Origin of the sequence: Streptomyces sp. NPDC049040 (assembly GCF_043197715.1) — a bacterium.
GTDB lineage: Bacteria > Actinomycetota > Actinomycetes > Streptomycetales > Streptomycetaceae > Actinacidiphila.
In genome coordinates, this window is sequence record NZ_JBICTO010000021.1 from 47,159 (window position 1) to 59,912 (window position 12,754).

Sequence of the window (12,754 nt, forward strand, 5' to 3'; positions counted from 1 at the left end):
GGATCCGGCGACGGCGACCGGTCCGCGCAACCGGTACGGCAAAATATGGTCCGAAACTGGAGCAGGACCTGTCACATGCCGGTCGCACATTGCGGATACCCGGTAGGTTCGGCCTCGTTGGCGGGTAATACTTACGTGACACTCTGTGGCAGGCACAGATACATGAGGTTTTCGGGGAACCTCGGGCGTCCGGGGCGCCCTCCGGTATCCGAGTGACCGCCGGATCACCTATGGAGGAAGGCACACATGCTTCCCGTACCGAGTGAGGAGGCGTGCGCGACGGGGTCGGTGAGCACGTCTGGCGGGGTCAGCACCCAGCGGGACGAGGGCGCGGCACTCGCGCTCTACGAGGAGCTGCGTGCCAAGGGCGGCGTCCCTGGTGAGGACCTGTACGCGGCCGCGGACCTGGACGACGCGCACGGCGGCCGCGGCTGGCGCCGGCTGCACGAACTGGGCCTGATACAGGTGCGCGACGGCGTCGCGGAGGCCATCGACCCGGATGCCGCGCTGGCCCGCGCGATGGACCGCTACCAGGCCAACGCGACCGAGCAGCTGCGCAGCGGGGTCCGCTTGCAGCGGGTCACCGAGGCGCTGCTCTCGGTCTACCGGCCCGCGGTGCAGCGCGAGACCAGCGAGGTCGCGGTGGAGTTCATCAGCGAGCCGCGCCGCAAGCAGCGCACCAGGCTCGACCTGTCGGACGCGGCCCGTGAGACGTGCGACTCGATGCACCCGGGGCCGATGCCGCCGATCGAGGTGCTCGAGGCATCGCTCGAACACGACCGGACGATCATGGCCCGCGGCATCCGCAGCCGGGCGATCTACCCGATGTCCTGCCTGCACTCCCCCAAGTACGCGCGCTACCTGCACGACCTGGCCGACGCGGGGGTGGAGCTGCGGATGGTCGACCACGCGCCCTTCGACATGCTCACCTTCGACCGGAACGCCGCAGTGCTCGCCGCCGACCCCGAGCGCCCCTCCGACTCGGTCATCGTGATCCGCGGCGTGGCCCTGATCCGCTCCTTCCTCGCGGTCTACGAGGACTGCTGGCTGCGCGGCCGCACGCTGGCGCGGGCGTCCGCGGTCAACGCGGAGGAGAGCGAGATCACCACCCAGGAGCGGGTCATCATCCGCCTGATGGCCTCCGGGCTCAGCGACGACCAGATCGCCCGCAAGCTCGGGGTGCACCGCCGCACCGTCCAGCGCGCCATCGCCAAGCTGATGGAGCGGCTGCACGCCACCAGCCGTTTCGAGGCGGGCCTGAAACTCGCCCACGACGCCGAGTTCGCCAAGACGTTCGCCGTCCAGTGAAGGGGGCGGACGTGGTGCCCGCGGACGCCGCCGGGCGGGACGAGGAGGCCGCGCTGGCGCTCTACCGGGAGCTGCGCAGGGACGGGTCCGCCTCCGCCGAGCGGCTGCGGGCGGCCGCCGGCCTGGACGAGGCACGGGCGGCGGCCGGCTGGCGCTGGCTGGAACGGCTGGGCCTGGTGCGGGCCAGGGACGGCGGGGCGGTCAAACCGGTGGAGCCGCACGCGGCGATCGTCGGCGCCATGGCGGCCTACCAGTCCGCGGCGGCGGAGCACGAGCGCGGCGCGCGGGAGATGCAGCGGGTGCTGAGCTCGCTGATGTCGGTCTACGAGCCGGTCGTCGCGCACGACGACGCGGCGGACGTCGCGGTGCGCTTCCTCGGCGGCGACGCGCACAAGAAGCAGATGATGATCGACCTGAACGAGTCGATGCAGTTCAGCTGCGACTCGCTGCACCCGGGGCCGATGCCGCCGATGGAGATCCTGGAGTCCTCCCTCGTCAGGGACCGCGAGATGCTGGCCCGCGGGGTGCGGGTCCGGTCGATCTATCCCGGCTCGTGCCTGCACACCCCGAAGTACGTGCGCTACCTCCAGGAGCTGACGGCCACGGGCGCCGAGGTGCGGCTGATCGACCACGCGCCCTACGATCTGCTGATCTTCGACCGGCACACGGCGCTGCTCGCCGCCGACCCCGAGGACCCCGGCCGCTCCCTCGCGGTGGTCGTCGGCGCGGTCCTGGTGAAGTCGTACATCGCGCTGTTCGAGGACTTCTGGCTGCGCGCGGTGATGCTCGACGGCGCGCAGCCGGCCGCGGAGCGCGGGTCTTCCGACGTCACCGCGCAGGAGCGGGCGGTGATCCGGCTGATGGCGGACGGGCTGAGCGACGACCAGATCGCCCGCAAGCTCGGGGTGCACCGCCGCACCGTGCAGCGGGCCATCGCCAAGCTGATGGAGCGGCTGCACGCCACCAGCCGTTTCGAGGCGGGCATGAAGCTGGCGCACGACGCGGAGTTCGCGGGGCTGTTCACCAGTCTGTGACGCGCTCGCGGCGTGCCGCCGCGGGCAGGTGGTCGGCCAGCCGGCGCAGCAGCGCGGCGATCGGCCCCGGCAGCCCGGGGAAGGTCGCGATCAGCAGGTGCACGAGCGCGAAGCCGAGGGGCGCGGAGGACGGGCCGCCGCCGGTGCGCAGCCACGCAGAGAGCGCCAGGCGCACCATCCGCTCCGCGTCCGCGGAGCCCTGGGCGTGCAGCCGGGCGGCGGCCACGGTGTAGAAGTGCGTGGCCGCCTCCCAGTCGCCGTCGAGCGCCGCGTCCCTTGCCACCTGGACGACCGCCGCGGCGCCCGGCCCCGGTTCCGCGGCGCACACCCCGTGCGCGGGCCCGGCCGGCTCGCCCCAGCAGGGGTCGGGCGGGCACCTTCCCGGCACCGGAAGCAGGGTGCCGTCGACGGGGCTGGCGGTGCCGTCGGCGGCCACCAGGCTGGTCTCGACGCGGCCGTCGGGGTGGCCCACCGCGACCCGGGTGGGACGCCCGCTCTCCCGGGCCTGCCAGGCGGCGGCGGACCAGGCCGGGTGCGTACCGTCCGCGAGGTCGCGGGCCTGCGACATGACGGTGCCCCAGGTGTGCACGGTGCCGCCGGGCAGCACGGCGACGGTCACCGGCATGCCGTGGCCGACCCGGTCGGCGCCGGGCCTGCGGCCGAACCAGTCCCCCGTCCACGGCGATGTCGCCGCCGGGATGACGGGCACCTCCACGGGGAGCAGCCACTCGGGCCCCGTGCCGCATAAGCCGTCGCCGGCGTGCCGCCCGGCCACGTCAGCCGTCCCGCTGGGAAACGGCCGCGGCGGCGGTGAGTCCTGCGCCGGACACGGGACGGTGGACGGGGCCGGGCGGCACCGCGGCCCCCGCGCCCAGGTCGCGGCACAGCGCGTCGACCGTGGCGCGGGTCAGCGGGGGCAGCACGGTGAGCCGGACGTGCGGGCCGTCGGTGGCCAGCCGCCAGCGGGTGCACACGGCCGGGGCCGGGCGGGGGAAGCGCAGGGTCAGGCCGTGCCCGGTGCGGCTGGCGCGGTAGCCGGCCTCGGTGAGGTGGTCCGCGGCGTAGCGGGCGGTGTCGTAGCACTCGTGCACCAGCGAGCGCAGCCCGTCGTAGCCGCGGTCCCGCAGGGCCGCCCAGAGCAGGGCGACGGCCAGCGGGTTGGGGGTGGAGCCCTGGGCCCTGGCGGCGAGGCCGGAACCGACCAGCACCACCCCGCACGGCACGGGCAGGCCGAGCAGCCGGTGTGCGGCCAGCGACAGGCTGTCGGCGCCGTCCCGCAGGTCCCAGGCCACCGGCTGCGGTGAGAAGGGCACCACCAGGCCGTTGTGGGCGGCGTCGACGTGGATGTGGACGGGCCCCGCGGGCGCGGCCGCGGCTCTCATCGCGGCCAGGTCGTCGTCGCCGCCCTCCGCCGCGGTGCCGGCGACGGTGGCCAGGACGACGGCGCCGCCGGGGCGTTCCGCCGCCAGCAGCCGCAGCGCGTCGGTGTCCATGGCGCCGCCCCTGCTGTGCGGCACCTCCACGACGTCCATGCCGAGCCGCCGCGCGTGGCCGCGCACCGCGTGGTGCGCGGCCGCGGAGACGTAGAGCGGGGCGCCGGGCAGCGCGTCCCGCCCGGCGCGCAGGCCGACCAGCAGCCCTTCCGAGCCGCCCGCCGTGACGTAGCCGCGGGTGCGGCGGCGGTCGCCGAGCGCCAGGTCGGTGCAGAAGTCGACGATGGCCCGCTCGAAGGCGAGCAGGGTCGCACCGGCCGCGGCGGCTTCCGGCGCGGCGCCCCCGCGGCGCCGGGCGGCGCCGTCCCCGTCGTCGAGGTCGGTGAGGGTGGCCAGCATCTCCGCGTAGTCGCCGTGGTGGGAGGCGGGGAAGTCGTCGAGCAGGTCGGGTGCGTGCCTTTCCGCCGCCCGCAGCGCAGTCACCAGCGCGGTGAGCTGCCGCCTGGTGTCACCCGGGTCGGACGCCGCGAAGCCGATGAGCTCGCGCGGCTCCGGCGCGACGACGAAGGCCGCGCCACCGCCCGGCGTGCCGGGTGGCGCTTGTACGGGCAGTGCGACGAACGGGTACGCCATGACGGCCTCCGGGGCGGCGGTGCGAGGGGTGGCGGAGGGTCGGCGGGCCAGGCCGACCCTCCGCTCACCGCCGAGGACTCCCCCCGGACCGGGCGGAGCGGACCGGTGCCCTCGGCGGTCCCGTTCGCGACGACTCGGGGTGCCGCGAACGGGAGTTGGTGGAGCCGGTACCCGCCCCGGCGGTTTTCGCCGCGGAGAGTACCGCTGCGAGAATTCGTACCCGACGCCGGGTGCCTCCCGCTACGAACCCAAAGGTGCGTAATCTGGGCTCAGGGCCGCTGTTCCGCGGTACTCGGCGCCTTCCAGCTGGCACTTCGCACATCGGTACCCGCTGTTGTCCAAAATGGGACACGTACCAATGTGGACAGACCCCATTGCGGACAGTGGCGCAAGTACGCCAATTCGGCCCGCTGGCGGAAAGTTCCTGGTCGGTGGCGTGAAGTACCGCCCCGCACACCGGGAGACGGTTTCACGTTCACCTAATCCGGCCCCGAATCCGCAGGTCAAAGGGCGGACCAGGGCATTGGTTGACAGTCGCGAGGCCGAACCAAGACCATCGAATGGCCAGTAATGGAACGGTGACGCGCGTGCGCATCACCTCAGCCGGATCTCGGGGGAGATGCCCATGGCACCACAGCAGGGGGTTTCCCCGCCATTGATCCACGGCTTCCTCCGCCAGGCCCGCAAGCTCCACAGCGGTCCTGCGGAGCATGGCGGCCCCCCGGCAGCGGGAAAGCGCCGCGGGGGGCTGAGCCAGCAGGACGTGGCCCAATGCATGGGCGTGTCAACCCGGCTGTACCAGGACTGGGAAGGAGGCGTCCGGCCGATCCCGCTGCATCGGCTGGACGCGCTCGCCGAAGCGCTCGGCCTCGACTCGGCCCGGCGCGATGAACTGTGGTTCATCGCCAGCGGCGGCTTCCCGCCGCGCGGCCCCGGCCGCCCCGACCCGGAGGCGGTCACCGGCTGGACCAGCTACCTGCGTGCCCTGCCCGTGCCCTCCCTCGCCGTGGACGCCGGGTGGCGGATCGAGGAGAGCAACACCGCCTGGCAGCGGCTCTTCCTGTCGGCGGGCGAGCCCGCGCCCGGCAACCTGCTGCGGTTCGTCCTCTTCAGCCCCTACGCCCGCCGGCTGTGCGGCGAGTGGGAGGACGGCTGGGCCACCTCGTACCTGCGCCAGCTCCGCCTGGAGGCCGAGACCACCAGGAGCGACGAGCTGCGCGGCATCGTCGCCGAGCTCCAGGACCACCCGGAACTGGCAGGCCTGTGGCGGGCGGTGGACGAGTCCAGCCGGATCAGCCTGCACAACGACGGCCAGGTCCGCATCATCGTGCCGCCGGTCGGCGGCCACCCGCAGCACGTCCGCACCCTGGTGTCCTCCCCGGCCCACGACCCGCGCCGCCGCATGGTCACCTTCCTGCCCACCCAGCAGAGCGCCGACGCCGCCTGAGGCCGGTGCGGCCGGGCCGCCGCGGCAGCCGGGTGCCGCGGCGGCGTCAGTGCGCGAAGACCGTGCTGGCCAGCGCCACATGGACGGCGGTGCCCGCCACGATGGACAGCGGTACGTTGCGCCGCCACAGGTGCAGCCCCACCGTGCAGGCCAGCGCGACCGCCGTCGGCCAGGCGCGGTCGGGCACACGGAACGAGAAGTCGCGCAGGGTGTAGACGGCGAGGACGACCATCACGCCGGCCGGCATCGCCGCCCTGAGGTAGCGCACCAGCGCGCTGGAGCGCAGCGGCGCGAGCGCCGCGAAGGGCAGCGCCCGCAGCGCCCAGGTGACCGCCGCGGCGGTGGCCGTGGCTGCGGCCAGGTAACCGGGCTCAGGCATCCGCCGACCTCCCGCGTACGAGCGCGTGGCGGGCCGTCAGCCCGGCGGTGAACAGCCCGAAGGCGACCGGCAGCATCTGCCCGGGCAGCACGGCCCTGGCGGCGAGCGCGCACCCCAGGGCGAGCAGCGGGGCCGGCAGGCCGGGGCGGGCGCGTACGGCGTCGATGGCCAGCACGGTGAAGAGCGCCGTCACCGCGAAGTCCAGGCCGGTGACCCCGGCGGGGATCGCCGCGCCCGCCAGCGCGCCGGTCGTGACGCCGCCGGCCCAGTAGAGGTGGACGAACACCTGGAGCCACAGGATGCGCCGGCTGGTGAAGTCCGCCGCGGCCCCTCCGGCGGTGACCGCGTAGACCTCGTCCGACAGCGCGAAGGTGCTGTACGCCTTCGCCAGCCTGCCGTCGACCCGGTGCAGGGGAAAGGACAGCGCGTAGAAGACATGGCGGACGTTCACCAGGAATGCGGTCACCGCGATCGACAGCAGCGGCGCTCCGGCCAGAACAAGGCCGAGGAAGAGGAATTCGAGCGAGCCCGCGTAAATAAACCCGGAAAAGACACTGGCCCACCACCACGCGAGTCCCGAATGCACCACCAGCACCCCGAAGGCGACGCCCATGGGAAAGGCGCCGAGTCCCACGGAACCCGAGTCGCGGCCCGCCGCGGCGAGGTCGGTGCGCAGCCGCCGCGGGCCTGCCGCGGCGGTCGGCGCGCGGGTGGGCAAGGGCGGTGGGGTGCCGACCCGGTCGGCCGGTGGAGTGGTCATGGGGCAATGCTAGGAAGAAAACCCGCTCATATGGTTTCTAAATATGACCTCATAAGAAGGTTTCACGCAACGGATGTCAGGTTCTGACACCGATGGGCGACATCTTGTGTCTTCCCGCCTCGGCAGGTCCCCCGGGGCGGTCGCGGAGGGCCGCGCCACGGAACCGCGCCCCGGCCTTCCCCGCCGCACCGGGCAGCGGCGGTCGAGATTCCCCAGTCCTCGGGAAGAGTTCCCCTATCGACAGGGAACAGCCGAAATCTAGCCTCATGAGGTCCATCGCCGGGCTTACCGACCGGTGGTCGCACCATCGATGGATCGTGCACCGAAACGGGTTTTTCTCTGTGTGAGCGGGATCACTTCGAGGGAGCCGCGTGCCCGGAAATCCCGGCGAACTCCGCCGCTCCGCCCCTCCTTCTTCGACGATTTGCACGGCACCCCACAGGAAGTCCACACCGCTGCCGAACAAAGGACCGATTGATGGAACGCACGATGGTCATCGCCCCCGGGCCGACCGCGAACGGCGATCTGCACCTGGGGCACCTGGCCGGCCCGTTCCTGAGCGCCGACGTCTGCGCCAGGTACGCCAGGGCCGCCGGTCGCGACGTCCTGTTCGGCACCGGCGTGCACTTCACCCAGAACTACATCGTGACCACCGCAAGGCGGCTGGGCGTGCCGCCGGAGGAGTTGCGGGTCAGGTCGGGTGAGCAGGTCGAGGGGACACTGGCGGCCGTGGGCATCGAGCCGGACGGCTTCGTGCGCTTCGACGACCGCTACGTCGCCGGGGTGCGGCGGCTCTTCGAGCGGCTGCACGCCGCCGGGGCCCTGAAGCTCCGGCCGGTGCCGCTCCCCTACGTGGCGCGCACCGGCGAGTTCCTGACCGACGCCTACGTGCGCGGCACCTGCCCGGTCTGCCTGTCAGAGGGGTGCGCAGGACTGTGCGAGGGCTGCGGGCACTGGATCGGCTCGGGCGAGCTGATCGACCCGCGCTCGACGCTGGACCCCGACGACGTGGTGGAGCTGCGCGAGGCGCAGGTGCTGGTGCTGCCGCTCGAAGAGCACCGGGAGGCGCTGGCCGGCTACTTCGCCGGGCTCGCCGCCACGATGCGGCCGCGACTGGCCCGGCTGATCGAGGAGCTGCTGTCGAGGCCGCTGCCCGACTACCCGGTCACGCTGCCGATCTCCTGGGGCATCCCCGCGCCCTTCCCCGAGGTCGCCGGGCAGGTGATCTACGCCGACGCCGAGGTCATCGCCTGGAGCATGCACAGCTCCGCGCTGGCCGCGGAGCAGCGCGGCGAGGCGCCCGCGGGAGACGACGCGCTGTGGTTCGCCGAGTCGGGCGCGAAGGTCGTCTACTTCTTCGGCTCCGACGCCGGGTTCGCCTTCGCGGTGGTCGGTGTGGCGATGCTGATGGCACTGGGCGGCTACACGCTGCCCGAGCACTTCGTGACCAACGAGTTCTACGAGCTGGACAACGACAAGTTCTCCAGCAGCCGCGGCCATGTGGTGACCGGCAGGGAGCTGGCGGCGGAGGTGCCGCGGGACCTGATCCGCTTCTACCTCGCCGCCACCGGGCCGGACTTCCAGCGCACCAACTTCACCCGCGGCGCGATGGCGCAGGTGACCGCGTCCCGCCTGGTGGAGCCGTGGAACCGGGTCGCCGCCAAGGCGGGGGCCTTCGCCGGCGGCGGGCCGCTGCCGGTCTCCACCCGCTCCAGGGAGGCCGCCGCGCGGATGGCGGAGCGCTTCGGCGCCGGCTACGACGCGCGTCGCTTCAGCCTGACCGCCGCGGCCTTCACGCTGACCGAGCAGCTGTCCCGGCTCGACCGGTGGGAGGTGACCGCGGCGGACGCCGGGGACTTCTGCCACGAGGTGGACGTCTTCCTGCGCTGTGCGGCGCCGCTGCTCATCGACCTGGCCGGGCAGGCGCTGCCCGACCTGACGATCCCGGCCGCGTCGACGGCCACCGAGATCACGCCCCGCGTGCTGCCACGGCTGACCGAGTCGGCGCAGTGACCGCCCCGGCCGGAGCGGCGGGGACGGCCGGAGGGGCCGCGCCGGCCCCGGCGGCCGGTACGGGCCGCTCCGCGCGGGTGGTCGTGGTCGGCGCGGGAGTCACCGGGCTGCTGACGGCGGTGGAGTGCGTGCTCGCCGGCCATCGTGTCACCGTGCTCGACAGGGGCGCGATCCCCGACCCCGCGGCCACCTCCCACGACCAGCACCGCACGCTGCGCACCCTCGCGGTGGGCGACGCGGAGGCGACCCGCAGGATGGGCGAGGCCCACCGCAGGTGGCGGGAGCTGGAGTCGGTGCTGGGCGCCGGCTTCTACCGGCAGGTCGGCGTCGTCACCGCGTGGCCGCGCGGGCGGCTGGCCGAGGTGGCGCGCTTCGCGGCCGGGGCGGGGGTGCCGGTAGGGACGGTCGGCCCCGCCGCGCTGCCGCAGCTCGGCTTCCCGGCCGGCACCGCGGGCGTACGCGAGTCGCGGGCGGGGGTGCTGCTGGCCGGGCGGGTGCTGCGGGCCGCCGCCCGGTGGCTGGCGGCAAGGCCCGCCGCGACGCTGCGTCCGCACAGCACGGTGATCGCGGTCGACCCCGACACCGGCAAGGTCACGCTGGCCGGCGGCGGCGTGCTCGGCGGCGACCTGGTGCTGGTCGCGGCGGGCCCCTGGACCCGTGAGCTGGTCGACCGTCCTGCGGTGCTGCACCGGCAGACCCTGGTCTACCTGCGGCCGGGCAGGCGGCAGGCCCGCCGCTGGCGGGGCGCCCCCGCGGTGGGCGGCCTGGGTGCGGACGGGCGGGCCTGGGTGGTGCCGCCGGTGGCGGGCACGCTGCTCAAGATCAGCTCGGACGCGGTCTGCCGGGAGGCAGCCGCCACGGACGCCGCCGCCGAGGACCAGACGCCGTGGGCGGAGCGGCTGGCGGGCGCGGGGATACTCCGCGACCCGGCCGGATACGAGCTGGTCGCCGTCACCGCCTGCCATTACACGACCGACACGGCCGCCGGCGGTGCCCGGCTGGCCCGGCTGGGTCCCGCCGTCTGGGCGCGGACGGCCTGCGGCGGCTCGGGGTTCGCGTCGGCCCCGCTGGTCGCCGCGACGATGGCGGAAGCCGCGAAGGAGGCTGCGATATGACCGACGAGGACACGGTCGGCGTGTTCGACACGCTCAAGTCGACCCCGACGGCGGTGCGTTACCTGCTCGGCGGGGTGCTGGTCAATCAGCTGGGCGCGTTCGTCCAGACGTTCCTCGTGCTCTACCTGACGCACCGGCACATGTCGGTGAACGCCGCGGGCCTCGCCCTGGTCGCGTACAGCGCGGGCACCATCCTCGGCACGATGCTGGGCGGCGAGGCCACCCAGCGGTTCGGGCCGCGGCTGACGATCGTGGTGACGATGGCGGGGGCAGGACCGCTGGTGGCGGTGATCCCGGCACTCAGCCGCTCCGGGCTGCTGGCCCCGCTGCTGGTGGTGGTCGCGCTGGCAGGACTGCTCGCCCAGGCGTACCGGCCGGCCGCCTCGGTGCTGCTCAGCGACCTGATGCCGGAGCGGCACCAGGTGATGGCGTTCTCGATGATGCGGATCGCGCTGAACACGGGGGCCGCACTGGCGCCGCTGATCGCCGCGGGCCTGATCCTCGTCGACTGGGACGCGCTGTTCTGGCTCGACGGCGCCACCACCCTGGTCTACGCGGCCCTTGCGTTCGCGCTGCTGCCGCGGCGGGCGGTGCTCGCCGCGCGGGAGAAGGCGGCGGCCGACGACGCGGACGCGGCGGACGGCACGCAGCCGGCCGACGAGCCGGCGCCGATCACCGGGCGGGCCGCGTACGCGGCGATGCTGCGGGACCGGAAGTACATGTTCTACCTGGCCGCCGTGCTGCTCGGCACGATCACCTACGTGCAGTCCCTGATCGCGCTGCCGCTGCAGATCGAGGCGGACGACTACCCGACCGGCCTGTACAGCGCGGTGCTGACCGTCTCCTCGCTGGTGCTGATCACCTGCGAGCTGAAGATCACCACGTACATCCTGCGGATGCCGACGCACACCGCGGTCGTCCTCGGCCACCTGGTCAACTCGCTCGGCTTCGCTGTCTACGGCCTCGCCGCGCACTCCCCTGCCTTCATCATGATCGGCGCGGTGTTCGAGGTGAGCGGGCTGATGATCGCGGGACCGAGCATGTTCGCCCACCCGGCGACCTTCCCCGCGGCGCTCAAGGCCCGGTACATCGGCACGATGCAGGCGACGGCCGGCCTCGCGGCGGCGCTCGGGCCGCTGTTCGCGGTCTTCGTGTGGACCCGGCTCGACCACGGCTTCTGGGTGCTGTGCGCCGCGGTGAACGGCGTCGCGGGCCTGCTCGCCATGGCCGGGCTGAACCGCGGCGGCGGCCGGGAGGCGCCCGCCGAGCAGGACGAGACCACTCAGGGCAAGGCGGAAGAAGTCGTCGGAGGAACCGCATGACGGAGCAGCACGCCACAGGCGCACCCGGCCGGCCGAGCGGGCCGGTGGTGATCGTCGGCTTCGTGGCGCTCACCATCCCCTTCATCGAGGCCTTCCAGCCGGAGGGCTCGGTGGTCTACGTCGAGGAGCCGGACGTCGCGCGCAAGCGGGACGCGGGGGCCAAGCTCGCAGGCGTGGGGTACGTCCGCGGCCTGGTCGAGTGGGAGTACCACCTGCCGGGCAAGGCCGACGAGTTCTACGCGCGCCACACCGGTCTCGACCCGGTCGCGATCATCCCCGCGGTCGAGTACGCAGTGCCCTTCGCCGCCCGGCTCGCCGAGCGCTACGGCCTGCCGGGCGCGAGCCTGGGGGCCGCGCTGATCCTGCGGGACAAGGCGCTGCTGCGGCAGGTGAGCACGGCTGCCGGGATCGCGAACCCGGCGAGCGTGCGGGTGCAGGGACCCGACGACGTGCGGGACTTCCTGCGCGACCATCCGGGCCCCGCCGTGCTCAAGCCGGCCAACCGGCAGGCGTCGCTGGGCGTCCGGGTGGTCCACGACCCGTCCGAGGTGGCGGCGGCGTGGGCGGAGTGCCTGGTGCAGGACGAGGGCGTCTTCGTGCCGGACCGGCCGATGGACGTGGCCATGCTGGCCGAGGAGTTCGTGCGGGGCGAGGAGTACAGCGTCGAGATGCTGGTGCGCGGCGGCGAGCCGCTGTTCACGAACGTCACCGGCAAGCGGCTCTACCCCGGGCCCTACCCGGTGGAGATGGCGCACATCGTGCCCGCCGACATCCCCGCCGGGCTGTCGGGCCTGCTCGGCGCGCAGACCGCGCGGCTGATGGCCGCGATCGGCTTCCGCGACGGGGTGGTGCACTGCGAGTGGATCGTCTCCGGCGGAGTCCCCCATCTGGTGGAGTGCGCGGGGCGGATGCCGGGCGACGCCATCCTCGACCTGATCGAGGCGGCCTACCCGCTGGAGTTCATGCGCTGCTACTTCGCGGTCCTCAAGGGCGAGCAGCCGCCGGCCGAGCTGCCGGTACGGGCCAAGAGCGGTGCGGCCGTGCGCTTCCTGGCTCCCGGGGCGGGCACGGTCGTGGCGGTGCACGGCCTGGAGGACGCGGAGCGCGCCGAGGGTGTGGTCTTCGCCGACTGCGGGGTCCCGCCCGGCACGTCCTTCACCGGTCTGCGCAACTCCTGGGACCGGGTGGGCATCGTCTTCACCCGCGCGGACACCCCCGCGCAGGCGCACCGGCTGGCCGGTGCGGCCGCCGCCATGGTCCGCATCGAGATGCGGGCCGACGGCGAAAGCGATGTGCCGGAAAAGCCGTGA

At 73.8% G+C, this 12,754-nt stretch carries 11 protein-coding genes; 7 read left to right on the forward strand and 4 right to left on the reverse strand.

The genetic code is table 11. The annotated features are described in order from the left end of the window. The first annotated feature begins 246 nt into the window (after window positions 1-246). Together ACGFMP_RS32340 and ACGFMP_RS32345 are read left to right on the forward strand one after the other, a co-directional pair. A complete protein-coding gene (locus ACGFMP_RS32340) occupies window positions 247-1,308 on the forward strand; it encodes a LuxR C-terminal-related transcriptional regulator (protein WP_393676973.1) in 1,062 nt (353 codons plus the stop codon). Window positions 1,309-1,319: 11 nt separating this feature from the next. Beyond that, entirely contained in the window at window positions 1,320-2,342 is a 1,023-nt protein-coding gene (locus ACGFMP_RS32345; RefSeq protein ID WP_393676975.1) for a LuxR C-terminal-related transcriptional regulator, read from the forward strand. Here ACGFMP_RS32345 and ACGFMP_RS32350 read toward each other — a convergent pair. Beyond that, window positions 2,329-3,057: a hypothetical protein gene (locus ACGFMP_RS32350; protein ID WP_393676977.1), complete on the reverse strand. Its 729-nt coding sequence runs from the start codon at window positions 3,055-3,057 to the stop codon at window positions 2,329-2,331. The two genes, ACGFMP_RS32345 and ACGFMP_RS32350, sit on opposite strands and share 14 nt — an antisense overlap. Window positions 3,058-3,118: 61 nt before the next feature. Continuing rightward, the gene (locus ACGFMP_RS32355; protein ID WP_393676978.1) at window positions 3,119-4,408 is read right to left on the reverse strand and encodes a pyridoxal-dependent decarboxylase; all 1,290 of its coding nucleotides are present in this window, start codon (window positions 4,406-4,408) and stop codon (window positions 3,119-3,121) included. A gap of 625 nt (window positions 4,409-5,033) precedes the next feature. On the opposite strand from ACGFMP_RS32355, the gene ACGFMP_RS32360 reads away from it, so the two are divergent. Then, entirely contained in the window at window positions 5,034-5,855 is an 822-nt protein-coding gene (locus ACGFMP_RS32360) for a helix-turn-helix transcriptional regulator (protein ID WP_393676980.1), read from the forward strand. A gap of 46 nt (window positions 5,856-5,901) precedes the next feature. On the opposite strand, the gene ACGFMP_RS32365 is transcribed toward ACGFMP_RS32360, so the two are convergent. Both ACGFMP_RS32365 and ACGFMP_RS32370 read right to left on the reverse strand, forming a co-directional pair. Next, entirely contained in the window at window positions 5,902-6,234 is a 333-nt protein-coding gene (locus tag ACGFMP_RS32365; protein WP_393676982.1) for a branched-chain amino acid transporter permease, read from the reverse strand. Beyond that, the gene (locus ACGFMP_RS32370) at window positions 6,227-6,994 is read right to left on the reverse strand and encodes an AzlC family ABC transporter permease (RefSeq protein ID WP_393676984.1); all 768 of its coding nucleotides are present in this window, start codon (window positions 6,992-6,994) and stop codon (window positions 6,227-6,229) included. Before ACGFMP_RS32370 ends, ACGFMP_RS32365 begins: the two co-directional genes overlap by 8 nt. Window positions 6,995-7,471: 477 nt before the next feature. Here ACGFMP_RS32370 and ACGFMP_RS32375 point away from each other — a divergent pair, with 477 nt between their 5' ends. Genes ACGFMP_RS32375 through ACGFMP_RS32390 form a run of 4 tightly spaced genes read left to right on the forward strand, consistent with a single transcriptional unit; the run spans window position 7,472 to window position 12,754 of the window. Further along, on the forward strand, window positions 7,472-9,007 hold the full coding sequence (locus ACGFMP_RS32375) for a class I tRNA ligase family protein (protein WP_393676985.1): 1,536 nt from the start codon (window positions 7,472-7,474) through the stop codon (window positions 9,005-9,007). Next, window positions 9,004-10,122 carry an FAD-dependent oxidoreductase gene (locus ACGFMP_RS32380; RefSeq protein WP_393676986.1) on the forward strand — a complete coding sequence of 373 codons (1,119 nt, stop codon included), beginning with the start codon at window positions 9,004-9,006 and terminating at the stop codon, window positions 10,120-10,122. Before ACGFMP_RS32375 ends, ACGFMP_RS32380 begins: the two co-directional genes overlap by 4 nt. After that, window positions 10,119-11,444 carry an MFS transporter gene (locus tag ACGFMP_RS32385; protein ID WP_393676987.1) on the forward strand — a complete coding sequence of 442 codons (1,326 nt, stop codon included), beginning with the start codon at window positions 10,119-10,121 and terminating at the stop codon, window positions 11,442-11,444. The genes ACGFMP_RS32380 and ACGFMP_RS32385 overlap by 4 nt, the downstream gene beginning before the upstream one ends. Next, the gene (locus ACGFMP_RS32390; protein WP_393676988.1) at window positions 11,441-12,754 is read left to right on the forward strand and encodes an ATP-grasp domain-containing protein; all 1,314 of its coding nucleotides are present in this window, start codon (window positions 11,441-11,443) and stop codon (window positions 12,752-12,754) included. Before ACGFMP_RS32385 ends, ACGFMP_RS32390 begins: the two co-directional genes overlap by 4 nt.